The following is a 23,461-nucleotide window of genomic DNA, read 5'->3' on the forward strand; positions in this document are numbered from 1 at the left end:
CGGCGGCGCCGACGGGCGCGGGATCGGCCGCATCGCAGCGAACGGGATCGGCCGCGCGCGGTCGCCTCAGCCCGAGCAGTACTTCAAGCTGAGCGCCGAACGCTGCGCCTGCGAGCCGACGATCGACTGCTCGATGATCGGGTAGCCCTCGACCGTCGGGCACGACGGTTCGGGTGTGTAGGTCACGTTGAGGCCCAGGCTCTCCACCATCGACTTCGCGACCTGCATCGGCTGCGCGACGACATCGGGAACCTGCACGTTGCCGCTCGAGACCACCATCTCGATGCCGGTGCCCGACTGCACCTCGGTGCCGGGCTCGGGGCTGACGCTGAGCACGCGGCCGGCGGCCTCGGTGGGATCGTCGCGCTTGGAGACGATGCCGACCGTCAGGCCGAGATCCTCGATCTTCTCGCGGTAGTCCTCTTCAGACATGCGTCCGATGGCGGGCACCTTCGCGGTCTCCGGCCCGGTCGACACGTAGACGGTGATGCTGTCGCCGGCCGTCAGCACCGATCCTGCCTCGGGAAGCGTGGAGATCACGTGGTCGTTCGCGATGGTGTCGCTCGTCTGCTCGACGCTGATCGTCGTCAGCTCCAGCTCGCGCAGGCGATCGAGGGCCTCAGCACTCGGCATGTCGACGAGCTCGGGCACCTCGCGGGAGGAATCCGGCATGAACTCCTGCGGGGCGAGGGTGACCAGCCAGAACACGACGGCGGCGATCACCGCGCCGATCGTGAGAATCGCGGCCCAGGTCCACATCACCGGCGGGCGGCTCTGCGTGCGGGTCGCACCGCCATCCGAGAGCTGGCGGAGCGCGAGATCCGACTCCGACACCTCCTCGCCGCCGGAGAACAGCACCGTGTCCTGCTGCTGCACTGCGAGCTTCGGCATGCGGCCCTCGGCGGCCTCGCGCAGCGCCTCGCGGAACTCGGAGGCCGACTGGAAGCGCTTCGCGCGATCCTTCGCGAGACCGTAGAGCACCACGCGGTCGAGCTCGGGGGTGACCTCGGGCTCGCGCTCGCTCGGCGGCTTCGGCCGCTCGCTGACGTGCTGATACGCGACGGCCACAGCGGTGTCGCCGCGGAACGGCACGTCGCCCGTGAGCAGTTCGTAGAGCATGACCGCGGTCGAGTACAGGTCGGTGCGCGCGTCGATTGACTCGCCCTTCGCCTGCTCGGGCGAGAAGTACGCCGCGGTGCCGAGAATGGCCGTCGTCTCCTGCAGCGTCGACGACGTATCGGAGACGGCGCGGGCGATGCCGAAGTCCATCACCTTCACCTGACCACTCTTCGTGATCATGATGTTGGCGGGCTTGATGTCGCGGTGCACGATGCCGGCGCGGTGCGAGTACTCGAGCGCCGTGAGCACGGAGTCGACGACGCGGCACGCCTCCGTTTGCGAGAGGCGCCCCTCGGCTTCGAGCTGGCGCAGGTTGGTGCCCTCGACGTACTCCATCACGATGAACGGGAGGCGCTTCGGGCCCTCAGCGGTCTGAATCAGGTCGTCTCCGGCGTCGAACACGCGCACCACCGTGGGGTGCGCCATCCGCGATGCCGACTGCGCCTCCTGACGGAAGCGGGAGCGGAACTGCGCGTCACCCGCGAGGTCGGCCTTCATGACCTTGATGGCGACCTGCCGCCCGAGCTTCGTATCGGTGCCCCGGTACACCGTCGCCATGCCACCCTGGCCGACGAACTCCCCGATCGCGTACCGGCCGGCGAGAATCCGCTGTTCGCCGACGTCGGTCGTTTCGGGCATGTTCACCTCTTCCGTGGTCATGGATTACCGTCCTCAGTTTACCTTCATGCGAACCGGGTGTTCGCCGTGTGGCCGACCTGTTATCAGTCGGTCCCGCTCACCGCTCGGCCGCCCTCACCGGTCCGTCCAGCTCACCGGTCGTCGCCGATCAGACCGGGCGCAGGGTTGCTGTTGCCGCCGCCCGAGCCGTTCGCACCCGAGTTGCCGCTGCCGCCCGTTCCGTTCCCGGCGCTCGGCTCCTCCTCGGGAGCCTCGACCGTGATCGAGAGATCGGGCGAGGCGGGCGACACGCGCTCGGTGCCGTTGCCCTGGCAGGCGACGGTGTAGTTCACCGTGATCGTGCCGCCCGCGTCGGGCGACTTCGCCTGGAGGTTCGCCGTCGTGCCCGAGATGCTCGCGAGGCTGCCGTCGCCCGACACCGTGACGTTGTAGTTCGACACCTGCATGCCGGTGGGGCACACGTACGTCGGCAGCGAGACCGTGAACGATGCGCCCGACTCCACCGAGCTCGGCCCGGTCGGCGCTCCCGGCGCCGGCGCCTCGCCGTAGGCCACGTTGTACGTCAGCGTGATGGGCTCGTCGAGCGGCACGCTGCTCCCCGTCGGGTTCACCGAGGTCACCAGGTTCACCTGATCGTCGGGTGCCTGGTTGCCCGGAGCCGTGGTGACGTTGGTGAAGCCGAGGCCCTGCAGGTAGGCGACGGCCTCGTCGACGTTGCGCCCGACCACCTCGTCGCCGTCGACGACGCCCGTGGTCGGCTCGGGCGGCGTCGTGGTCTCGGCCGGGGTGGTCGTGCGCGTCGGCGTCGACGTGGTCGGCGGCGTGTCGGCGTCATTGCTGCCGTTCAGCAGCGCGATGGCGGTGCCGCCGCCGATGAGCAGCAGCAGCACCAGCAGCGTGATCAGCGGCCAGGTCCACGGACTGCGCTTCTTCTTCTTCGGCTCCTCGTCGACCGGGGTCTCGTCCTCGGACGGCGCCTCGAGCGGCAGGGCGCCGGGCATCGCCGTCGTCTGCGGCAGCGCCGTGGTCGCGGCGTCGGAGACGGAGGTCTGCGGCAGCGCCATCGTCGCGGGCTGGCTGTCGCCGAGCACCTGCGGCACGTAGCTCGCGGCGAGCTGCACGTCGCCGCGGTGCAGCGCGGTCGCGGCCTGCGCGAGCTTGGCGGCCGTCATCGGGCGGCCGGCCGCATCCTTCGCGAGGCAGGCGAGCACGAGGTTGCGGACGGGCTCGGGGATGTCGGTCGGCAGGTCGGGCGGCGTGTCGTTGATCTGCGCCATGGCGATGGCGACCTGCGACTCGCCGGTGAAGGGGCGCTTGCCGGCGAGGCACTCGTACGCGACGACGCCGAGCGAGTAGATGTCGGTGGCCGCGGTCGCGGTGTGGCCGCTGGCCTGCTCCGGCGCGAGGTACTGCACCGTGCCCATGACCTGACCGGTCGCGGTCAGCGGCACCTGGTCGGCGATCCGCGCGATGCCGAAGTCGGTGATCTTCACCCGGCCCTCGGGCGTGATGAGCAGGTTGCCGGGCTTGATGTCGCGGTGCACGAGACCCGCGTCGTGCGCCGCCTGCAGCGAGGTCGCGGTCTGCGCGACGATGCCGAGCACCCGGTTCGCGGGCAGGCGCCCCTCGCGGTCGATGATCGCCGACAGCGGCTCGCCGGGCACGAGCTCCATCACGATGTACGCGGAGCCCTGCTCCTCGCCGTAGTCGAACACGTTCGCGATGCCCTCGTGGTTCACGAGCGCGGCGTGGCGCGCCTCGGCGCGGAAGCGCTCGAGGAAGCCGGGATCGCCCATGTACTCGTCCTTGAGGATCTTGATGGCGACGGTGCGGCCGATAATGCTGTCGGTCGCCTTCCAGACCTCACCCATGCCACCGACGGCGATCCTCGAGCTGAGCTCGTAGCGTCCGCCGAATGTGATCCCTGCCGCTGGCCTCATTCGCTCAACACCGCTTCCATTACTCGTTTTCCAACAGCCGTCGGAAGCTCGAACGAGCCTCCCTCATTTCCGAAGTTCGCGCCACCGCCGTCGGCGATCACTACGGCTACCGCGACCTCCGGATCCTCCACCGGTGCGAAACCAGTGAACCACAGCGTGAAGGGAAGATCATTCCCATCCGCGTCCGTGCCGTTCTCGGCGGTGCCCGTCTTCCCCGCGACGCGGACGCCGTCGATCGCCGCGTTCTGCGCGAGCCCCTCCGGCTTGTTCACGCCGTGCTCCATCATGCTCGCCACCGCGTCGGCCGTCTTCTCGGAGACCGGCTGACTGAACTGCTCGGGGGAGAACTCCTTCTCCACCGTCAGATCGGGCGTGATGACCTTGTCGACGAGGTACGGCTTCATGACGGTGCCGCCGTTCGCGATTCCGGCCGACACCATCGCGATCTGCAGCGGGGTGGCCCGCACGTCCTGCTGACCGATCGACGCGAGGGCGACCTGCGCCTTGCTCTCGGGCACGGGCGACTGGCTCGGGGTCACCGGGGTGGGGATCGCGAGATCCTGCCCGAACCCGAACTTCGCCGCCATGTCGGGCACCGCGTTGTCGTCCATCTTCGTCGTCATCTCGGCGATGGGGATGTTGCACGACAGCACGAGCGCCTGATCGAGCGTCGCCTTGTCGCCCGACCCGCACGTGCTCCGCGACGCGTTCTGCAGCACGGAGCTCGACTGCGGCAGCGTCCACTGCGCCGGGTTGTCGAACTCGGTCGAGGGCGTCGCCGCACCCGACTCGATCGCCGCGGCGGCCGAGATCAGCTTGTAGACCGATCCCGGAGGGTACAGATCGCCCGCGATGGCGCGGTTCTGCAGCGGTTGCGACGGGTCGTCGTTGAGCTGGCGGTAGTTCGTGATGATGTCTGCGTCGTTGTTGCTCGAGAGCGCGTTCGGGTCGAACCCGGGCGTCGAGGTGAGCGCGAGGATCTTGCCGGTCTTCGGCTCCAGCGCGACGACGGCGCCCTCGAACCCGTTCTCGGTCATCGCCGTGTACGCCGCCTCCTGCGCCGCCGGGTCGATGGTGGTCTCGATCGAGCTGCCCTGCGGCTCGACGCCGTTCAGGGTGTTCATGATGCGCGTGAAGAACTGGGCGTTGCCGCTGCCCGACAGGTCCTGGTTCATCGCGGCCTCGAGACCCGTCATGCCCTGCGTGCGCGAGAAATAGCCGGTGAGCGGCGCGTACATGGGGCCGTTCGCGTACTGCCGCACGTACTGGAAGTCGTCGTCGGTCGGCGTGGAGAAGGCGACGGGATCGCCGTCGACGAGGATCGCGCCGCGCTCGACCTTGTAGCTGTTCATCAGCGCGCGCGAGTTCAGCGCGTTGGCGCGCAGGTCGTCGGCCTGCACGAACTGGATCATCGTGACCGAGAAGAACAGCACGATGAACATGCCGAACACGGCGCGAGTGATGAGCTTGAGGGGCTTGTTCATGAGCGGATCACCAGCTTCGGTCGGTTGCGAACCGAGTTCGACAGGAGGATCAGGAGGGCGATGATGATCCAGTTCGAGACGAGCGACGAACCGCCCGCGGCCAGGAACGGCGCGGTGAGGCCCGTGAGCGGGATCACCCGGGTGACGCCGCCGACCACGATGAAGACCTGGAACGCGATGGTGAACGCGAGGCCCGCGGCGAGCAGCTTGCCGAAGTCGTCGTGCCCGGCGAACCCGATGCGGAGGCCCCGGCCGACGAGCAGCAGGTAGGCGGCGAGGATCACGAAGAGCCCGATGAGGCCCAGCTCCTCGCCGATGCTCGGAATGATGTAGTCGCTGAACGAGAGCGGCGTCACCGCCGGGTACCCCTGGCCCAGGCCGGTGCCCGTCATGCCGCCGTTCGCCATGCCGAAGAGGCCCTGCACCATCTGGTAGCTCGCGCCGTTCGGATCGGCGAACGGGTCGAGCCAGTTCGCGAACCGGTTGCCGACGTAGGGCAGCGTCTGGCTCGCGATCAGGCCGCCCGCGAGGAAGAGGCCGAGGCCGAGGATGATCCAGCCGATTCGGCCCGTCGCCAGGTACAGCATCGAGAGGAAGAGGCCGAAGTAGAGGAGCGAGGTGCCGAGATCGCGCTGGAACACGAGCACCGACATCGCGGCGAGCCAGAACACGATGAGCGGACCGAGGTCGCGTGCGCGCGGGAAGCGGATGCCGAGGATCTTCTTGCCCGCCATCGCGAGCGAATCGCGGCTGCGCACCAGGTACCCGGCGAAGAAGACGGCGAGCAGGATCTTCGCGATCTCGCCCGGCTGGAACGAGAAGCCGCCGATGTTGATCCAGACGCGGGCGCCGTTGAGCGTCTGGCCGATGCCGGGAAGCATCGGCAGGAGCAGCAGCACCACCGCGGCGAGACCCGTGAGGTACGTGTACCGGAACAGCACCATGTGGTTGCGGATCACCCAGAGCACTGCGATGGCGGCGACGACCGCGATGGTCGACCAGAGGAGCTGCCGCACCGGGAAGGCCGCCTCCTCGTCGAAGGAGATGCGGTAGATCATCGCGATGCCGACCATGTTCAGCATCGCCGCGATCGGCATGATGAGCGGGTCGGCGTCGGGCGCGATGCGGCGGATGGTCAGGTGCAGCCCGATGAGCGCGACGGCGAACGCGGCGCCCATCGGCAGGAGCTCCGTCGACGGTGCGCCCCCGAGGGTGAGATCGATGATGACGATCGCGCCGACGCCGATGGCGACCGCGAAGACGAGCAGCGCCAGCTCGAGCGCCTGCAGCTTGCGCGGCGCGCGCAGCGCCGTGATGCGCTGCAGCACCGTCTCGCTGGTGCGGGTCTTCTCGAACGTGCGGGCCTGCCCGCCGTCGGCCGACTGGGCGTCACTCATCGGTATCCCCCAATCGCAGCACGATGTCGCGCGCCTCCTCCAGGGAGCCCGCCGTCAGCGTGCGCTTCACCTGCCGCTGCTCGAGGCCGTCGAGATCCTCCAGCGGAATCTCGGTGTCCTCGGCGACCGAGTAGAGCGAGAGCGCGCCGATGTTCTGCTGCACGCCCTGGTAGATGATGACCGTGCGGTCGTCGGTGCCGACGAAGTAGCGGGTCTGCGTCCACTGGTAGCCGACGAGCAGCGCGCCCCCGATGGCCACGAGCACGGCGATCCCGCCGAACGCCCACAGCAGGCGCCGGCGACGATTGCGGCGCTTCGTCTCCGCGATGAGCTCGGCCAGGTACTCGTCGACGCGCGACTCGAAGTGGCTCTCCTCGACCACGGGCGCCTTGCGCACCGCGCGCTTGCGGCTGAGCAGGCGGTTGCGGGCCGTCGACGTCGTGCCGTCCATCGCGGCCTCGGTCGTCGCGGCCGATCCGGCGAAGCGCCGGCCCTCCTGCTTGAGCTCGAGGGTGTCGCCCGGGTCGACCGCGGGAGCGGCGACGGTCTCGACGAGCACGACCGTCACGTTGTCGGGCGCGCCGTGCGACAGGCTCTTGTCGATGAGCGCGTCCACGCCGTTCTGCAGCGTCGAGCGGCGGCGCAGGATCTTCTCGATATCGGCGTCGTCGACGTAGCCGCAGAGGCCGTCCGAGCACAGCAGCCAGACGTCGCCCGGCTGCGTGTCGACCACCAGGGTGTCGACCTGCGGCGAGGAGTCGACGTCGCCGAGCACCCGCATCAGCACCGAGCGGCGCGGGTGGGTCTTCGCCTCCTCCTCGGTGATCTTGCCGCTGTCGACGAGGCGCTGCACGAACGTGTGATCCTTGGTGATCTGCTGCAGCGCGTCGTCGCGCAGCAGGTACAGGCGGGAGTCGCCGATGTGGCCGATGGCCAGCTGATCCTCGACCGGGATGAAGCCCGTGAAGGTCGTGCCCATGCCGGCCAGCTCGGGGCGGTCGCGCACGGTGGAGCGCAGCTTCGTGTTCGTGTCGAGGATCGCCGTGCGCAGCACGTTCGTCATCGCCTCTGGGCTGCCCGTCGGCGGTACGTCGAGCTCGGCCATCGCCTTCGCCGCGATCGCGGAGGCCACGTCGCCGCCCGCGTGACCGCCCATGCCGTCTGCGACGAGATAGATGTGATCGCCGGCGAACGCCGAATCCTGGTTGTTGGACCGCACCATGCCCACATGGGAGCCGATGGCGCTCTCGTACGTGACCGTCACGCTCAGGGCCTCAACTCGAACGTGGTCGTGCCGATGGTGACCGGCGTGTACGGGGGCACGGGAACCGACTTCGTGACGCGCGCGCCGTCGAGACGGGTGCCGTTCGTGGAGTCGAGGTCGGTGAGGATCCACTCGCCGCCGGTGCGGGCGAGGCGGGCGTGATAGGTCGAGGTGTACTCGTCGACGATCACCAGGGTGGAATCGCTGCTGCGCCCGATCGTCACCAGGTCGTCGTCGAGCACGATCGAGGTACCGGACGCGACGCCCGACGTGATGACGAGGTGCTTGGGAGCGCCCAGGCCGCCGGCCGTGGGCAGCGCGCCGCCGCTCGGGGTGATCGCCGGGGGCCCCGTCGCCGCCTGCGGTGCAGCGGGCGCGGCGGGGGCGGAGGACCGCGGAGCCGCCGCCGGGGTGACCGCCTGCACCGATGCAGACCCGTCTCCCTTCATGCGACGCACCGGGGCGCCGAACAGGTCGCTGCGCAGCGCGTAGACGATGGCGAAGATGAAGATCCACAGCACCAGCAGGAAGCCGATGCGCAGGATCAGGAGGGTGAGTTCGCTCACAGGCCTCTCCAGAAGTCTTCGTCGATGCCCGGAGCCGCGTCTCGCGCGGGCTTCGGGTTCGACGTGCGGGGGGTGCTGCGCCCGACGCCTCGGTCGGGTGCGTCCGCCGCGCGGGGCGCGGGGCCGGCGCTCGGCGCAGCGCTCGGGAAATCTGCGGGGGGCGTCAGTCGCTGCGCAGGCCGGGCGGGCTGCGGCGGCTGCGCCGATTGTGCGGGCTGCGCGCGCGTCGGTGCGGGAGGCGCTGCTCGCCGGCTGCTCTCCCGGCCGGGGACCAGCTGGAACTGCAGGCTCGTCTGACCGATGGTGATGACGGTGCCGGGGGAGAGCGCCGCTTCGCGGAACCGCTGGCCGTTGATCTTCGAGCCGTTCGTGGAGCCGAGGTCGCGGGCGATGCCCGCCGCCCCGTCCCAGATCAGCTCGAGGTGCTTGCGCGAGGCGGCGTTGTCGCTGATGCGGATGCCGCAGTCGCTGCCGCGGCCCACCGTGGTGGTGCCCCGGCCCAGCTCGTGGCGCGTGCCGTCGACGTCGATGGCCGCGACCCAGTCGACCGCGCCCTCCACCCGCGAGGCGTCGACCTGCAGCACGCCGACCGTGATCGAGCTGTCGCTGCGGATCTCGACGTCGGGCTCGCCGAGCAACTGGTAGCTCTGCCGCTTCGCGTGCTTCACGATGATGCCCCGCAGCTCCTGCCCGAGCGTGCTGCCGAGCTGGTACAGGCGATCCGCGTCCTTCTCCGACACGCGCACGACGAAGCGGTTCGGGGCGAGCACGCGGTCGCGGTCGACCACGACGGCGCCGATGTCGAGCTCGCGCTTGAGCGCCGAGGCGATCTCGACCGGCTGCACTCCCGAGCGGAACGTGCGCGCGAACGCGCCGTTGACGGCTCGTTCGAGCCCGCGCTCGACGCTGTCCAGAATGCCCACGTGCCGTGTCGTCCCTTCGTCAGCCCCGGATCGCGCCCGAGGCGGTTTGGTTTAGTTTAGCCCGCTTTGGCGAGTCGGGCTTCGGCTGCTAAGCTAGGGGAGTTGTCTGAGTGGAAGCGCTCAGGAAACGACTCGCGCGAGTGGCGGAATGGCAGACGCGCTGGCTTCAGGTGCCAGTGCCCGCAAGGGCGTGGGGGTTCAAGTCCCCCCTCGCGCACGAGTGCAGCGCCCGGTCCCGGAAGGGGTCGGGCGCTGTTGCGTTTTCCGGGGGAGCCCGCGCAGCGCGCGATATCGCGCGGGCCTCGCTCATGCGGCCGTGCTCGTGGGGCAGTACTCGCGCGGTGGACGCGCGCCTCTCGCGCAGGGGATCCGCGTTCGTACAGGAGGCTTCTGCTCTTTGCGACCGCGTGACGCCGGATCTCCTGCATAACGGAGGGCGGAGCATGACGGGGGCTCGGAGCATGGCGGGGCGCCGGAGCGCAACGCCCCGCTGCGGGCGCACTAGAGCGAGTAGCTTGGCCTCGAGACGATGCGCGCGAGCGCGAACAGGGGTGACGATGATTCCGATGTGGCTGCAGGCCCTGTGGTGGGGGTTCGTGGGCGGCGCCGCCCTGCTGCTCGGAGCGTTCGTCGCCTGGCGGTGGCGGATCCCGCCGAAGGCGATCTCGACGATCATGGCCTTCGGCGCCGGCGTGCTGATCTCGGCCCTCGCCTTCGAGCTCGTCGACGAGGCCGCCGACGGCGGCGGGCTGCTCCCCACCGTCTCCGGCTTCCTCACCGGTGCCGTAATCTTCGTGGCGGCGAACGCCGTACTCGCCCGGAAGGGCGCGCGGCACCGCAAGCGCTCGAACGGGCGCCAGAAGAGCGAGTCGGAGCAGCCGGGCAGCGGCACCGCCATCGCGGTCGGCGCCCTGCTCGACGGCGTTCCCGAATCACTGGTGCTCGGGCTGGGGCTCGTGACCGCGGGCGCCGTGAGCCCCGCCATGCTCGTCGCCGTCTTCATCTCGAATGTTCCCGAGGGGCTTTCGAGCAGCGCCGGCATGAAGCAGGCGGGCCGCAGCGCGGCCTACGTGTTCGGCGTGTGGAGCGTCATCGCGGTGCTGTCGGGCGTGTCGGCCGCGGCGGGGTTCCTGCTGCTCGACGGCGCCCCCGACGGGCTGATCGCGTTCATCACGGCGCTCGCCGCAGGCGCGATCCTCGCGATGCTCTCCGACTCGATGATTCCCGAGGCGTTCGAGAACGACCACATGCTGACGGGGCTCACCACGGCGCTCGGCTTCGCCGTCGCGTTCACCGTGCACTCCCTCGGCGGCTGACGGGCGGGCGCGGCGCACCGCCGCGAGCGAAGTGGTGCTTGCGGTCGGCGACGCGACGGGAGTTTACTGGGCGCAGGGGGAACTCGAACCAGGGGAGGCTCGATGTTCGAAGTCGACATGGAGGGCGTGCGGCAGCGCGCCTCGACGGGTTCGCTCCCCGGGCGCGAGCGCGTCGCCGAGCTGCTCCGCGAGGCCCACGAACGCTACGCCCCGATGCGAGACGGCGTCGTCGCCGACTACATCCCGGTGCTCGCGCGGGCCGATCCCGATCGGTTCGGGCTCTCGCTGATCGGCGTCGACGGCGCCACCTCGGAGGTCGGCGCCGCCGGCGATCCGTTCACCATCCAGTCGATCTCGAAGGCGTTCGTCTTCGCGCTGGTCTGCGAGGCGATCGGCCACCACGCCGTGCACGAGCGCGTCGGCGTGAACAACACGGGCCTGCCGTTCAACTCGGTGATGGCGCTCGAGCTGAACCTCGGCAGTCCGATGAACCCGATGGTCAACGCGGGCGCGATCGCGACGACCGCGATGATGCCGGCGGAGTCGCACGACGAGCGCTGGGAGGCGATCCGGGGCGGGCTCTCGCGCTTCGCGGGGCGCGAGCTCGCGGTCGATGTCGAGGTGTACGAGTCGGAGATGCGCACGAACACCCGCAACCGGGCCATCGCGCGGCTCCTCGAGGGGTACGGCCGGCTCGAACGCGACCCGGCCGCCATCGTCGACATGTACACGCGCCAGTGCGCCCTCACCGTGACCGCCCACGACCTCGCCGTGATGGGGGCGACGCTCGCCGACGGGGGCGTCAACCCGGTGACCGGCGTGCGCGTCGTCGCCGAGGAGGTCGCGCGCGACACGCTCACCGTGCTCGCCTCATGCGGCATGTACGAGCGCTCCGGCGAGTGGCTCTTCGAGATCGGTCTGCCGGCCAAGTCGGGGGTCTCGGGCGGGATCGTGGCGATCTCGCCGGGCAAGGGCGCTCTCGGATCGTTCTCGCCGCCGCTCGATCCGGCCGGCAATAGCGTGCGCGGCCAGCGCGCGTGCGCCTTCCTCTCGCGCGCACTCGGTCTCAATCTGTTCGCCAGCGGGGTCTCGAGAACGGGGAGCACGGCATGAGCAATGCACAGCGCACGACGGTCGCGGCGGCGGAGGAGCGCAGATCCTGGATCCCGATGATCGGGCTCTTCTTGGCGCAGGTGCTGATGTCGTTCAACGTCGCAGCGCTGCCGATCTCGCTCGGCGGGTTCGTCGAGGACTTCGGCGTTCCCCCGACCACGGCCAGCACCACGATCGTGGTCTACGGGCTCGCGGTCGCCGCACTCGTGATGACCGGTGCGAAGCTGGGCCAGCGCGTCGGGTGGGTGCTGATCTTCCGCATCGTCCTCGTCGCGTTCGCCGGGTCGTCGCTCCTCATGATCTTCTCGCCCTCCATCGAGTGGGCCATCGGGGGGCAGGTGCTCGCCGGCGCCTCCGCTGCGATCATCGTGCCGTCGCTCGTCGCCCTCATCGCCGAGAACTACCGTGGGGATCAGCAGGCCACCGCGGTGGGTTCGCTCGGCTCGGCCCGCGCCTTCTCGGGGGTCAGCGCCTTCCTGATCGGCGGCACGCTCGGCACCCTGGTCGGGTGGCGCCCGGTGTTCATCATCACGCTCGGTCTCGCGGTCGCGGTGTTCGCGCTGAGCTTCCGCCTGCGATCCGACCGCGGCGATCGCTCCGTGCGCATCGACGTCGTGGCCTCCGTGCTCATCGGCGTCGCGATCGTCATGCTGACGCTCGGATTCAACAACCTCAACGGCTGGGGCGTGGTCTCGGTGCGGGAGGGGGCGCCGTTCTCGGTGCTCGGGCTCTCGCCGGCGCCCGTGCTCGTGGTGCTCGGCGTGGTGTTCGGGCAGCTCTTCTTCATGTGGACGCGGCGCCGCATGCGCAGTGGCAGAACGCCGCTCGTCGACCTGAGCGTGCTCGACCGGCCGCAGGAGCGCGCGGCGATCTACGCCATGTTCATCATCGTGCTGATGGAGGCGGCGGTGAACTTCGCGCTGCCGACCTACATCCAGGTGGTGCAGGGGCGCACGCCGTTCGACACCTCGCTCGCGATGATGCCGTTCAACCTGACCGTGTTCGTCACCGCCACGCTGATCGTGCGCTTCTACTCCCGATTCGCGCCGCGCACGATCGCCCTGTTCTCGTTCGGGCTGACGACGGCGGCCCTCGTGTGGCTCGCGTTCGTCGTCACGAACAACTGGGAGACGATTCCGACGATCGCGGGGCTCATCGTCTTCGGGGTCGGCCAGGGCGCGCTCGTCACGCTCGTGTTCAACGTGCTCGTGACCGCCGTGCCGAAGCATCTCGCGGGCGACGTCGGCTCGATCCGCGGAACGACGCAGAACCTGGCGTCGGCGGTGGGCACGGCCGTGATGGGCGCGGTGCTCGTGACGCTGCTGACCACGGGGGTCGCGCGGGCGGTGGAGGATCACCCGGAGCTGCCGCCGGAGCTCGTCGCGCAGGTGGATCTCGACTCGGTGAACTTCGTCGGCAACGACGAGCTGCGCGGGGCGCTGGAGGGCACGTCGGCGACACCCGAGCAGATCGACGCCGCGGTGGCGGTGAACGAGGATCAGCGGTTGCGCACGCTGAAGCTCGGCTTCCTCATCCTCGCCGGCATCAGCGCGGTGGCAGCTCTGCCGGCTTCGCGGCTGCCGAGTTACAAGCCCGACGAGATTCCGGATCCCGAGGCCGAGTAGCGCTGCGCCCTCGAGCGGGGCGGGGTGCGGGAGCGCCCGGAACACGCCCGGCGGTGGCCTCGGCGCGCCCGGGCACGGGCAGAGAACTGAACACTGCGCGCCGTCCGAGTAGCGAGGAATTCCCGGAATTGCTGGACTCGAGGCGAGAAAGTGATACAGTCGTTCAGAAATCGGGCGACGCGCGCGTCCGATGCTCGCACCGGAACGAAGGAGTTTCTCGTGTCCCCCGACCTCCACCCCGCCCCCGCACTGGGCAGCACATCCGGCACCGCCGGCGCCCTCGCCCCGGGCAAGCTCGGCACCCTCGACATCGTCTTCTTCGTCGTCTCGGCCGCCGCCCCCCTGACCGTCGCGGTGAGCTCGGCTCCGCTCGCGTTCCTCGTCGGCGGCATCGGCGCCCCGGGAGCGATGCTCGCGAGCGGCGTCGTGCTCATCCTCTTCGCCATCGGCTTCACCGCGATGTCGCGCTACGTGCGCAACACGGGCGCCTTCTACGCGTACGCGGCAGCCGGCCTCGGCAAGCCGATCGGCGTGGGCGTCGCCTTCATCACGATCGTGTCGTACGCCTTCCTCTGCATCTGCTTCTACGCCCTGCTCGGCTTCTTCGCGCAACTCACATTCGCCCACCTCCTCGGTCTCGACCTGCACTGGGGCGTCTGGTCGATCGCCTCCGTGCTCGCCGTCGGCGTGCTCGGCTACCGGCGCATCGACGTCGGCGCCAAGGTGCTCGCCGTGCTCCTCACCGCGGAGATCGCGATCCTCCTCATCATCGCGCTCGCCACGATCGCGCAGAACGGGGCGAACATCGCCGAGGCGACCGCCGCATCCTTCGACCCCCGCAACGTGCTCTTCGCCTCGGGCGCGAGCGCGCTCTTCGTGTTCGGATTCGGCGCCTTCCTCGGCTTCGAGGGCACCGTGATCTACGCCGAGGAGGCGAAGCGCCCGAGACGCACCGTGCCCCGCGCGACCTACGTCGCGATCGCCTTCCTCGCCGTGTTCTACGCGTTCACCTTCTGGTCGCTCACCGTGGCGTTCGGCGTCGACGGCATCATCGCGCTCGCGCAATCGGAGAACTTCGAGGAGATGATGTTCATCGCCGGCGAGAACGCGCTCGGCGCGTGGGCCGGAGTGACGGTCGAAGTGCTCATCGTCACCAGCTTCTTCGCCTGCACGCTCGCCTTCCACAACGCCTGCTCGCGCTACCTCTTCTCCCTCGGCCGCGAACGGCTGCTGCCCGCCGTGCTCGCGCGCACCCACCCCCGCATGCGGTCGCCGTTCACGGCGAGCCTCACGCTCACCACGATCAGCCTCATCGCGATCCTCGCCGCCGTGCTGGCCGGGGCCGACCCGTTCCTCGGCGTCGGACTCTGGAGCTACGCGATCGGCGTGGCCGGCCTCGTCTTCTCGCAGGGGATCGCCGCGATCTCCGTCGTCGGGTTCTTCTGGAGGGATCGCCGCGGGCACGGCGTCTGGGAGGTGGTGGTCGCGCCGATCCTCGGAGCGACCGGGCTGCTCGCCGCCTTCCTCGTCATCGCCACCCACTTCGACCTCGTCTCCGGCGTCGAAGGGCCGATCAACGGGTTCATGCTCGCCTGCGTGCCGCTCGTGTTCGCCTTCGGCGTCGTCGTCGCTATCGTGATGAGACGGCGATCGCCGGAGAAGTACGCGGCGCTGACGCAGACCGTCACGGTCGTGCCCCAGACGGAGACGGAGAACGACTGATGGCAGCAGCCAAGACCGCCCAGCGCCGACGCGACCTGCTCGAAGCGACCACGCGCATCATCGGCGAGCGCGGGCTGTCGGGGGCGAGCGTGCGCGCCGTCGCCGAACGCGCGCAGGTGAGCGCCGGGAGCGTGCTCTACCACTTCGAGAGCTTCGACCAGCTCGTCGAAGCGGCCGTGCGCGGGGCGATCGGGGAGTTCATCGACGCCCGCCGCGCAGTGGCCGAGGGGCATCGCGATCCCGTCGACCGACTCCGCGCCACGATCCACGCCGGCATCCCCGAGCGCATCAGCGACGACCTGCGCATCGTGTACGAGGCATCGGCGGTCGCCCGCGAGCAGCCGCGGTTCCGCCTCGACATCGCCCTGCTCCTCGAACGGCAGGTCGCGCTGTACACCTCCATCATCGTCGTCGGCGTCGCCCTGGGCGCCTTCGCGCCGCGCATGGACGTGCCCGCGATCGCCGCCAACCTCGTCGCCCTCGAAGACGCGTACGACCTGTACCTGCTCGATCCCGACAACTGGCAGCGGGAGACGTACCTCGCCAACACGCTGCAGTTCGCGGAGATCGCACTCGACTGCCGCCTCACCGGCGACCGCACCCCGCCCGCCGCGCGCACCGACTCCGAGGAGACCGCATGACGACCCCCGCCGCCCGACCCCGCCTGCGACCCGGCCCGCGCGCCCGCGACCTCGGAGTGCCGCTCGACGGGGAGCCCGGAATCGAGAACGCGATCACCGATGTGCCCGGTCTCACCGTCGGCTACACGACGCTCATCGGCGACGATCCGGTGGTGACGCGCACGGGAGTCACCGCGATCCTTCCCCGGGGCGCCGACCTCGCGGGGGCCCCGTGCGCGGCGGGCATCGCCGTGCTCAACGGCAACGGCGAGCTCACCGGCCGCAGCTGGATCGAGGAGTCCGGCCAGCTGCAGACGCCCATCGCGATCACGAACTCCCACGCCGTCGGGGCCGTGCACCAGGGCGTGGACGAGTGGATGGCGGAGCGGCATCCGGCGGCCGCGGCCCAGTGGATGCTGCCCGTGGTGGGCGAGACGTGGGACGGCTATCTGAACTCGATCAACGCCGGCGCCGTGCAGCCCGAGCACGCGCGCGCCGCCCTCGACTCGGCGGCCTCCGGCGCGATCGCCGAGGGCGACGTGGGCGGTGGCACGGGCATGAACTGCTACGGGTTCAAGGGGGGCACGGGAACCTCCTCCCGACTCGTGCGCGCCGGCGAGCAGCAGTGGACGGTCGGGGTGCTGCTCCAGGCGAACTTCGGATCGCGGCGCGAACTGCGCGTCGTCGGCCGCCCGCTGGGGCGCGACTCTGCGGCGCCGTGCCCCATGGAGGCGAGCGACTGGTTCGAGCGCGAGGTCGAAGCGGCGGGCGGCGCCGCGCTCGGACGGGCGGTGCCGGGCGCGGGCAGCGTCATCGTGGTCGTCGCGACCGACGCCCCCCTCCTCCCCGATCAGTGCCGCGCCCTCGCGCGGCGCGTGCCGCTCGGCCTCGCGCGCACGGGCACGACGGGGAGCCACTTCTCCGGCGACATCTTCCTCGCGTTCTCCACCGCGAACAGCGGCGGGCTGCGGTCTCGGATGGGCACCCCCGGCGGCACGGTCGAGACCCTCGCCCACGTGAGCTGGGGCGCCATCGACGCGCTCTACACCGCCGTGGTCGAGGCGACCGAGGAGGCCGTGCTGAACGCACTCGTCGCGGCGCGCGACATGGAGGGCCGCGACGGCCACGCCAGCTTCGCGCTGCCCCACGACGAGGTGCGCGCTGCGTTCTCCGGGGCGTCCTAGCCCGCCGTGCGGAGCGGGCGCCCGCCGCGTCCGCGAGGCGCGCAGCGCCTGAGTCCGCCCCGGCGCGCAGCGCCTGAGTCCGCCCCGGCCCGCGGCGCCTCAGTCCACCCCGGCCCGCAGTGCATCAGTCCACCCCGGCCCGCAGCGCCTCCTGCACGGCTCGCGGCGCCCCCTGCTCGAACGGGGCGCCGTGGCCGGGCAGCACGAGCTCCGCTCCGGTGCGGGCGAGCGGGTCGAGGGAGCGGAACCCGAGATCGGCGTCCGCCGTCGCCGCCCGCGCGACCACGCGCGGGCCCCGCTTGCCCGTGTACGGGTCGTAGGTGACGAGCGCGTCGCCGCTGAACAGCACGTCGACGGGCGTTCCGGCTCGCGAGGCCCGGTACTGCAGCGCGCAGTGCCCGAACGTGTGCCCCGGGCTGAATACGGGGGTGAAGCCGCGCGTGGCCGCGTCGCGGTCGAGGAGGTCGCGGTGCTCCGCGACGCCGCGCACGCCGAGGGCCCCCGCAGCGACCATGCGCCCGAGGCCGGGGACCGCCGCGGGGTAGCGCAGCGGGTACTTGAGGCGCGCGGACTGATGCGCGTAGCGGTAGGGGTACCGCAGCAGCGGCGCATCGGCGTCGTGCACGTGCACCGGCACGCCGTGGTCGTGCTGCAGCTCCCTGCAGAGGCCCACGTGGTCGAAGTGGGCGTGCGTCAGCAGCACCGCGACGAGATCTCGAGGCCGGTGCCCGAACATCGTCAGCGCCTCCGCGAGCAGACGCCGGCTCCCGGGCAGCCCGGCGTCGACCAGCACGGGGCCCTCCGTCGCATCCACGAGGTAGCAGTTCACATTCGCGCGGGTGATCATCGCCACGTCGTCGGCGACGAGGCGCACCCCGTCGCCCGGCGGGGAGGGGCGCGCCTCATCCACGACGGCGCCCCCGCAGCAGCAGCGACCCGACGAGGGCCGCCCCGAGCACCCAGGGGCCGGCGACGATCAGCGGATCCAGCCACGCGTGCCGGAGATCGACTCTGCCCCTCCCGACCCGCGAGCGCACGGGGTGCGCGCGCAGTTCGCCGAGCACACCCGTCTGCGTCACAGGGTTGTCGGGGCGCAGGGTGGCGAACGAGCGCAGGTGCGCGCCGACCGCCTCGACGCGATCGCCGAGCACGAGGAGCAGCCAGCGCGTGTTCTTCCCCTCCCCGAAACGGCGATACGCGAGGCGCCGGATCGATCCCGACACCCCGCGCAGAGGCTGCGCGGTGCCGAACACCGGAGGCAGCGTCTCGTGCTCGATCGAACGCTCGCGGCTGCCGTCGTCGGGCTGGCGCTCTGGGAACTCCCAGTGCGCGCCGGTCGGCTGCGGCTCGGCGGTCTCCATCGGCCATGACGGCCGCTGCGCGGCGTCGAGGTCGGCTCCCCAGCCCGGGATGCGCGCCCGCAGCTCGTCGGAGGAGGGCGCCCGGTTCGAGTGTTCGGCGCGATACGGCATGGTGCTACTCCGTTCCCGTGAGAATGACCGGCTTGATGCAGTCGTCGAGTTTCGAGGAGAACAGGTGGTACCCCTCGGCGATGTGCTCCAGTGGAATGCGGTGCGTCAGCAGCTCGCCCGGGTGCACGTCTCCGTTGCGGATGTGCTCGAGCAGGCGCGGCCACTGCCGCTTCACCGGCGCCTGGTTCGCGCGGATCGTCAGCCCCTTGTTCATCGCGTCTCCGAACCGGATCGCGGAGGGGAGCGGCCCGTACGCCCCCAGCACCGCCACGCGGCCGCCCTTGCGAGCCGAGTCGATCGCCCAGTTGAGCGCCACCGGCGATCCGCCCTGCAGCTTCAGCTTCGCGGCGGTGACGTGCTGCAGCACGCCGCCGTCGGCCTCGGCCCCGACCGCGTCGATGACGACGTCGGCCCCGAGCCCGTCGGTGAGCCGCTTCATCTCCACGACGACATCGCGGTGGTCGCCGATGGCGACAGTCTCGGCGAACGCGAACGTTCGGGCCTTCTCGAGCCGGTAGTCCAGGTGGTCGACCACGATGACGCGGCCGGCGCCCATGAACCAGGCGGAGCGCGCGGCGGCCAGCCCGACGGGCCCCGCGCCCAGCACGACCACGGTCTCGCGCTCCGCGATCTCGCCGAGCTGCGCGCCGAAGTATCCGGTGGAGAACGCGTCGGTCAGCATGAGCGCGTCGTCGTCGCTCAGCCAGTCGGGGATCACCGCGGGGCCGACGTCGGCGAACGGAACGCGCACGAGCTCCGCCTGCCCGCCGTCGTAGCCTCCCGCCGAGTGCGAGTACCCGTAGATGCCCCCGATGGCGGTCGCGTTCGGGTTGACGTTGTGGCAGTTCGACAGCAGGCCGCGCGCGCAGAAGTAGCACGAACCGCAGGAGATGTTGAAGGGCACCATCACTCGATCGCCCGGCGACAGGCTCTCGACCGACGGCCCCACCGCTTCGACCACTCCCACGATCTCGTGCCCGAAGGTGTGGCCGATCCGGGTATCGGGGATCAGCCCGTGGTACAGGTGCAGGTCGGATCCGCAGATCGCGGCCCGCGTCACCCTGACGATCGCGTCGTTCGGGTGCTCGATCCTCGGTTCGGCTTTGTTCTCGACGCGCACCTGGTACGGGCCGCGGTACGTCATTGCTCTCATCTCGTGCCTCCTCCCCCCACCCTGAGAGCTCGGCGCGGCGAGTGAGAGTGCCTTGCCAGGGCGAGTCGAGTGAGGTAACGGACCCGGGGGTGGGGGATGATGTTCCTCAGCGAGACAGATACCTTGGAACGGGCCCGACGGCTCGGGCCGAGGCAGTGACACCGAGGGGGAGCCCATGGCACCGCACGTCGAAGGCGCTGGGACGAAGCAGCAGCGCGGCATCGAGACGCGCATGGCGCTGCTCGAGGCGTCGGGGCGGGTCTTCTCGAGACTCCCGTACGACCAGGCGAAGCTGAAAGACATCTCCGACGAGGCGGGGGCGAGCCAGGGCTCCATCTACTTCCACTTCGGCAACAAGTACGACATCGCCGAGGCCGTGCTCGCGGTGCAGCAGGAGCGCATGCGGGCCGCACTCGACGAGGAGCTCGCCGTGGGCCGCAACGGCTACGAGACCATCGTCGTCATGCTGCGCCGGCTCGCCGATCTGATGGCGACCGACCGGCTCGTGCAGGCCGGACTGCAGCTCGTCGACTCCCTGCCGGAGGCGCTGCGGGATCACGGCCACAACTCCTACGTCACGTGGCAGGCCAATGCGGCGATGCTGATCGAGCGGGGCGTCGCCGACGGGTCGATCACGTCGACCGAGTCGCCGCGGCTGCTCGCGGAGGTCATCAACGAACTTTACGTGGGCGCGCAGATGATGGCGGGTATGGCGGATCGCTGGGGGTCGCTGCCCGACCGCGTCGACCGCTTCCTCCCCTTCGTGCGGCTGCTCCTGCGCCCCGAACCCGCGCGCTGACTCCGCGCGCTGACCCCGTGCGCTGACCCCGTGCGCTGACTCCGCGCGCGAGGCCGGGCGGGGCTCACTCGGCGAGACAGGCGCCGGTCGGCACGGGCGACTGCGCCGTGTCGAGGGTCGCGAGCACGGGGAGCAGCTCGGCGAGCGTCATCGCGTAGCCCACGTTCGCGCGCTCCGTGTCGCGCGCGAAGATCACCCCGGCGACGCCGCCCTCGGCCGTGAGCAGCGGACCGCCGGAGTTGCCGGGCCGCACGTCGGCGGAGAGCACGTGCACCGACCGCGGCGATGTCGACGAGCCGTAGATGTCGGAGATCGGCACGTCGCGCGTGGCGAGCACCCCCGCCGCCACTGTGGTGAAGGGGCCGCCGTACGGGTATCCCTGCACTGCCCCGGCGCCGCCCGCGACGAGCGAATCGTCGAGGGGGAGCGGGTTCGCATCCACGTCGGCGGCGATGACGGCGAGGTCGTCGACGGGATCGAAGTACACGACCGTGCCGTCGCGGGCGGGCTCCCCGGGCAGTTCCACGAGCGGCCGTTCGATGCCGGCGACGACGTGGGCGTTCGTGACGATGCGATCCTCGGCCACGACGAAGCCGGTGCCCGTCGGCATCGTGCCGCAGCCGTACGCGAGCCCCGAGATGCGCGCCACCGACGCCGCCGCCGAGGCCAGCGCGGGGTCATCGGTGTCGATCGCGGCGGCGGGCGTCTCCGTGCCGAGATCGGAGTCGAGCAGCGCGTCGACGGTCGGGATCACGGTGTCGCCGAGCACCGCCGCGTGCAGGCGGGCGGCCGCGTCGGTGAGCGGTTTCGGCGTCCACTGCTGCAGGGTGCGCAGCACCGAGGACGAGGCGACGGCCGACGAGACGACGGGCACGCCCGACGAGGCGATGGCGGCGCCGATGAGGGAGACCGCCGTCACCGAGGCCACGAGACCGAGCGCCCCGCCCAGCAGGCGCTCGATGGCGCGGAGCTTGAGGCGATCCGCCCCGCGGCGCAGAAACCTGCCGATGAGCGAACCGAGCCACGCTCCGAGAGCCAGCAGCAGGATCGCCGAACCGACGACCGCGGCGCTGCGCGCCCCGTTCTCGGGCAGCTCGCGGGCGACGAGCGGCAGCAGCCACGGCGATACGGCCGAGCCGACCACGAGGCCCGCGAGGGCTCCGAGCACGGAGAAGAACCCGGAGCGCACGCCGGCGAGCGCGGCCACGATGAGTACGACCACGATGATGATGTCGACGATCGGCAGCACCCGGTCCCGTCCCCTTCCGCGCGCGGGCCGCGTGCCCGCTGCGTCTCGGGAACACTACTGAGCGGGGCTGGGAACCCTCCGCAGGATCGCTGAGCGCAGCCGCACTCGGCTGAGCGCCCAGACCAGCGCGCCGCTCGCGAGGAGGGCGACGAGCAGCGCACCGCTCGTCGCCAGCAGCGCGGCCGCGCCGCGCTCGGGCAGGAGGAAGCCGTACGGCACCCATCCGTCGGTGGCTCCGCGCAGGAGCACGACCGCGAGCCAGAGGAGCGGGTACGGCAGTACGACCCAGAGGCTGCGCCAGGGGAGCGGTGGCCGATCGTGGATGCAGACCCAGTCGAGCAGGAGCAGGGCGGGGAATGCGGCGTGCAGCGTCGCACTGATCCAGGGCGCCGCCGAGCCGGTGCCGGGCACGACGGCGTTGTAGACGACCGCCACGATCAGCATGCATGCGAGCGCGGTGCCACGGCCGAGCGGAAGCCACCGCGGCGCGGAGCTCCGCCGCATTCCGATGCACCCGGCCGCGATGAGGAGGGCGGCCGACAGTGCGCTCGTGAGGTTCGTGAAGTAGCCGAAGAAGTCGAACGCGGGGCCGCCGCCCGCCTGGACGTAGGCGACGATGAGCGTGACGACGACGGCGGCGCCCACGAGGATGCGCGCCCCCGCGACCGCGATAGGGGCGGCGCTCGCCGCAACCCGTTCCGACTCGCTCCGGCTGGTCACCGTGCGAGTCACCGCTTCGGCCATTCCCAGCGCGGCACGTCGAGCGGGCCCTGGCCCGCCACCTCCGTGCCGAGTCCCTCCGAGATCAGCTCGATCGACGAGCCCGCGCCCTCGAGCGCTCGGCGGAGCACGCTCGAGTGCGTCACGACGATCACCTGTGTGCGCTGCGCCGCGGTGGCGATGAGCGACGCGAGGGGCAGGATCAGATTCTCGTGCAGCGAGGCCTCCGGCTCGTTGACGACGATCAGCGGGGGCGGGTCGGAGGGGAGGAGGGCCGCGCAGAGCAGGAGGTAGCGCAGCGTGCCGTCCGAGAGTTCGGCGGTCGAGAGCGGGCGGAGGAGCCCAGGTTGGCTGAGCATGAGCCGGAACACCCCGCCTGAGACGTCGATCGACACCTGCGAACCCGGGAATGCGTCGCCGACCGCAGCGGCGAGGTCGCGGTGCTGATCGGCCTCGATCGCCGTCGCCCAGACGGCTGCGAGGTCGGCGCCGTCGTCGCTGAGCCACCGCGTGCGGGTGCCCACCTGCGGGGCCCGGGAGGGGGCCTCGCGGTCGGTGCGGAAGTGGTCGTAGAACCGCCACTGCGCCATGCGGTGACGCAGGCGCAGCGTGTCGGGAAGCGCCGCGGCGTCTTCGAGGTCGAGCAGCACGCTCTGACCCGGGCCGAGCGTCTGCGCCAGCATTCGCCACTCCGGGTCCCGAACGCGCACCGCAGTACGCGTGCGATCGACGATGACGGACGCCGGCCGGGCGAACGGCCCCACGAAGACCTGCTCGCGCTTCACCTCGGGATCCTGCACGAAGAAGCTGCGCCCCGAGTCGACCTGCGGGAGGCCGAGGTCGGTCAGGTAGCCGAACTCCTCCGAGCTGAACCCGAGGCGCAGCGAGACGGGGTGCTGGGAGCCGCCGCCCGCCACCGGCCCGGCGGTGCGCCGGGCCACCTTCGGGCCGGCCCAGAGCGCGCTCGCCAACCCGCCCTCCCGCGCGATCGAGCCGATGATGCGCCCCTCCCCGGCGGCGGCGAGCAGCCGCATCGCGCGGTAGAGGTTCGACTTACCCGTGCCGTTCGCCCCCGACACCACGGTGAGCCGATTGAGCGGCACGATGAGGTCGACGAGCGATCGGTACCCCGAGACGGCGAACGTGGTGAGCATGG

General features: G+C 70.9%; 20 protein-coding genes and 1 tRNA gene. 8 read left to right on the forward strand and 13 right to left on the reverse strand.

The features are described 5' to 3' along the window. Nucleotides 1-66: 66 nt before the first annotated feature. From pknB to NS354_RS01925, 7 genes are all read right to left on the reverse strand, one after another. On the reverse strand, nucleotides 67-1,779 hold the full coding sequence (gene pknB, locus NS354_RS01895; protein WP_082677849.1) for a Stk1 family PASTA domain-containing Ser/Thr kinase: 1,713 nt from the start codon (nucleotides 1,777-1,779) through the stop codon (nucleotides 67-69). 110 nt (nucleotides 1,780-1,889) lie between these two features. Continuing rightward, entirely contained in the window at nucleotides 1,890-3,698 is a 1,809-nt protein-coding gene (locus NS354_RS01900; RefSeq protein ID WP_058592924.1) for a serine/threonine-protein kinase, read from the reverse strand. Then, complete coding sequence (locus NS354_RS01905; protein WP_058592925.1) at nucleotides 3,695-5,182, reverse strand: peptidoglycan D,D-transpeptidase FtsI family protein; 1,488 nt, start codon at nucleotides 5,180-5,182, stop codon at nucleotides 3,695-3,697. The genes NS354_RS01900 and NS354_RS01905 overlap by 4 nt, the downstream gene beginning before the upstream one ends. Then, nucleotides 5,179-6,579: an FtsW/RodA/SpoVE family cell cycle protein gene (locus NS354_RS01910; protein WP_058592926.1), complete on the reverse strand. Its 1,401-nt coding sequence runs from the start codon at nucleotides 6,577-6,579 to the stop codon at nucleotides 5,179-5,181. Before NS354_RS01910 ends, NS354_RS01905 begins: the two co-directional genes overlap by 4 nt. Continuing rightward, nucleotides 6,572-7,843, reverse strand: coding sequence for a Stp1/IreP family PP2C-type Ser/Thr phosphatase (locus NS354_RS01915; protein WP_010155568.1), 1,272 nt, complete (start codon nucleotides 7,841-7,843; stop codon nucleotides 6,572-6,574). The genes NS354_RS01910 and NS354_RS01915 overlap by 8 nt, the downstream gene beginning before the upstream one ends. Nucleotides 7,844-7,845: 2 nt before the next feature. After that, nucleotides 7,846-8,409, reverse strand: a complete 564-nt coding sequence (locus tag NS354_RS01920; protein ID WP_058592927.1) for an FHA domain-containing protein FhaB/FipA — start codon at nucleotides 8,407-8,409, stop codon at nucleotides 7,846-7,848. Further along, on the reverse strand, nucleotides 8,406-9,332 hold the full coding sequence (locus NS354_RS01925; RefSeq protein WP_058592928.1) for a DUF3662 and FHA domain-containing protein: 927 nt from the start codon (nucleotides 9,330-9,332) through the stop codon (nucleotides 8,406-8,408). The genes NS354_RS01920 and NS354_RS01925 overlap by 4 nt, the downstream gene beginning before the upstream one ends. A 134-nt stretch (nucleotides 9,333-9,466) precedes the next feature. Between NS354_RS01925 and NS354_RS01930 the strand changes: the two genes are divergently transcribed. The 7 genes from NS354_RS01930 to NS354_RS01960 all read left to right on the forward strand — a co-directional run bounded on the left by NS354_RS01930 (nucleotide 9,467) and on the right by NS354_RS01960 (nucleotide 16,912). Continuing rightward, nucleotides 9,467-9,549: transfer RNA gene (locus NS354_RS01930), tRNA-Leu, on the forward strand. 343 nt (nucleotides 9,550-9,892) lie between these two features. Continuing rightward, complete coding sequence (locus tag NS354_RS01935; protein WP_058592967.1) at nucleotides 9,893-10,648, forward strand: ZIP family metal transporter; 756 nt, start codon at nucleotides 9,893-9,895, stop codon at nucleotides 10,646-10,648. Between the two features lie 102 nt (nucleotides 10,649-10,750). Continuing rightward, nucleotides 10,751-11,761, forward strand: a complete 1,011-nt coding sequence (glsA, locus tag NS354_RS01940) for a glutaminase A (protein WP_058592929.1) — start codon at nucleotides 10,751-10,753, stop codon at nucleotides 11,759-11,761. Continuing rightward, the gene (locus tag NS354_RS01945) at nucleotides 11,758-13,386 is read left to right on the forward strand and encodes an MFS transporter (protein WP_193750682.1); all 1,629 of its coding nucleotides are present in this window, start codon (nucleotides 11,758-11,760) and stop codon (nucleotides 13,384-13,386) included. The genes glsA and NS354_RS01945 overlap by 4 nt, the downstream gene beginning before the upstream one ends. A 219-nt stretch (nucleotides 13,387-13,605) precedes the next feature. Further along, nucleotides 13,606-15,108, forward strand: a complete 1,503-nt coding sequence (locus NS354_RS01950; protein ID WP_058592930.1) for an APC family permease — start codon at nucleotides 13,606-13,608, stop codon at nucleotides 15,106-15,108. Next, nucleotides 15,108-15,749 (forward strand): TetR/AcrR family transcriptional regulator, encoded by a 642-nt coding sequence (locus tag NS354_RS01955; protein WP_058592931.1) that lies wholly within the window; start codon nucleotides 15,108-15,110, stop codon nucleotides 15,747-15,749. Before NS354_RS01950 ends, NS354_RS01955 begins: the two co-directional genes overlap by 1 nt. Continuing rightward, nucleotides 15,746-16,912 carry a P1 family peptidase gene (locus NS354_RS01960; protein ID WP_058592932.1) on the forward strand — a complete coding sequence of 389 codons (1,167 nt, stop codon included), beginning with the start codon at nucleotides 15,746-15,748 and terminating at the stop codon, nucleotides 16,910-16,912. Before NS354_RS01955 ends, NS354_RS01960 begins: the two co-directional genes overlap by 4 nt. Nucleotides 16,913-17,036: 124 nt before the next feature. Here the strand turns inward: NS354_RS01960 and NS354_RS01965 are convergent, their stop codons facing one another. From NS354_RS01965 to NS354_RS01975, 3 genes are read right to left on the reverse strand one after another with little or no spacing between them, the layout of a single operon-like run. After that, complete coding sequence (locus tag NS354_RS01965) at nucleotides 17,037-17,822, reverse strand: MBL fold metallo-hydrolase (protein WP_241490302.1); 786 nt, start codon at nucleotides 17,820-17,822, stop codon at nucleotides 17,037-17,039. Continuing rightward, entirely contained in the window at nucleotides 17,815-18,384 is a 570-nt protein-coding gene (locus tag NS354_RS01970) for a hypothetical protein (RefSeq protein ID WP_058592933.1), read from the reverse strand. Before NS354_RS01970 ends, NS354_RS01965 begins: the two co-directional genes overlap by 8 nt. Before the next feature lie 4 nt (nucleotides 18,385-18,388). After that, nucleotides 18,389-19,537 (reverse strand): zinc-dependent alcohol dehydrogenase, encoded by a 1,149-nt coding sequence (locus NS354_RS01975; protein WP_058592934.1) that lies wholly within the window; start codon nucleotides 19,535-19,537, stop codon nucleotides 18,389-18,391. A 175-nt stretch (nucleotides 19,538-19,712) separates the two neighbouring features. Here NS354_RS01975 and NS354_RS01980 point away from each other — a divergent pair, with 175 nt between their 5' ends. Then, complete coding sequence (locus tag NS354_RS01980; protein ID WP_058592935.1) at nucleotides 19,713-20,336, forward strand: TetR/AcrR family transcriptional regulator; 624 nt, start codon at nucleotides 19,713-19,715, stop codon at nucleotides 20,334-20,336. A 64-nt stretch (nucleotides 20,337-20,400) separates the two neighbouring features. Here the strand turns inward: NS354_RS01980 and NS354_RS01985 are convergent, their stop codons facing one another. From NS354_RS01985 to NS354_RS01995, 3 genes are read right to left on the reverse strand one after another with little or no spacing between them, the layout of a single operon-like run. Next, nucleotides 20,401-21,585 (reverse strand): MarP family serine protease, encoded by a 1,185-nt coding sequence (locus NS354_RS01985; protein WP_082677850.1) that lies wholly within the window; start codon nucleotides 21,583-21,585, stop codon nucleotides 20,401-20,403. Between the two features lie 54 nt (nucleotides 21,586-21,639). Continuing rightward, nucleotides 21,640-22,305, reverse strand: a complete 666-nt coding sequence (locus NS354_RS01990) for a Pr6Pr family membrane protein (RefSeq protein WP_241490303.1) — start codon at nucleotides 22,303-22,305, stop codon at nucleotides 21,640-21,642. 8 nt (nucleotides 22,306-22,313) lie between these two features. Further along, entirely contained in the window at nucleotides 22,314-23,459 is a 1,146-nt protein-coding gene (locus tag NS354_RS01995) for an AAA family ATPase (protein ID WP_058592937.1), read from the reverse strand. Nucleotides 23,460-23,461 lie beyond the last annotated feature (2 nt).

The sequence above is a fragment of the Leucobacter chromiiresistens genome, assembly GCF_001477055.1.
GTDB lineage: Bacteria > Actinomycetota > Actinomycetes > Actinomycetales > Microbacteriaceae > Leucobacter > Leucobacter chromiiresistens_A.

What these genes read in the sequence shown, in the direction of transcription:
- NS354_RS01945 (WP_193750682.1), top strand. Translation starts at nt 11,758, where the DNA reads ATGAGCAATGCACAGCGCACGACGGTCGCGGCGGCGGAGGAGCGCAGA.
- NS354_RS01905 (WP_058592925.1), bottom strand. Translation starts at nt 5,182, where the DNA reads ATGAACAAGCCCCTCAAGCTCATCACTCGCGCCGTGTTCGGCATGTTC.
- NS354_RS01960 (WP_058592932.1), top strand. Translation starts at nt 15,746, where the DNA reads ATGACGACCCCCGCCGCCCGACCCCGCCTGCGACCCGGCCCGCGCGCC.
- NS354_RS01975 (WP_058592934.1), bottom strand. Translation starts at nt 19,537, where the DNA reads ATGAGAGCAATGACGTACCGCGGCCCGTACCAGGTGCGCGTCGAGAAC.
- NS354_RS01910 (WP_058592926.1), bottom strand. Translation starts at nt 6,579, where the DNA reads ATGAGTGACGCCCAGTCGGCCGACGGCGGGCAGGCCCGCACGTTCGAG.
- NS354_RS01995 (WP_058592937.1), bottom strand. Translation starts at nt 23,459, where the DNA reads ATGCTCACCACGTTCGCCGTCTCGGGGTACCGATCGCTCGTCGACCTC.
- glsA (WP_058592929.1), top strand. Translation starts at nt 10,751, where the DNA reads ATGTTCGAAGTCGACATGGAGGGCGTGCGGCAGCGCGCCTCGACGGGT.
- pknB (WP_082677849.1), bottom strand. Translation starts at nt 1,779, where the DNA reads ATGACCACGGAAGAGGTGAACATGCCCGAAACGACCGACGTCGGCGAA.
- NS354_RS01970 (WP_058592933.1), bottom strand. Translation starts at nt 18,384, where the DNA reads ATGCCGTATCGCGCCGAACACTCGAACCGGGCGCCCTCCTCCGACGAG.
- NS354_RS01900 (WP_058592924.1), bottom strand. Translation starts at nt 3,698, where the DNA reads ATGAGGCCAGCGGCAGGGATCACATTCGGCGGACGCTACGAGCTCAGC.
- NS354_RS01955 (WP_058592931.1), top strand. Translation starts at nt 15,108, where the DNA reads ATGGCAGCAGCCAAGACCGCCCAGCGCCGACGCGACCTGCTCGAAGCG.
- NS354_RS01980 (WP_058592935.1), top strand. Translation starts at nt 19,713, where the DNA reads ATGGCACCGCACGTCGAAGGCGCTGGGACGAAGCAGCAGCGCGGCATC.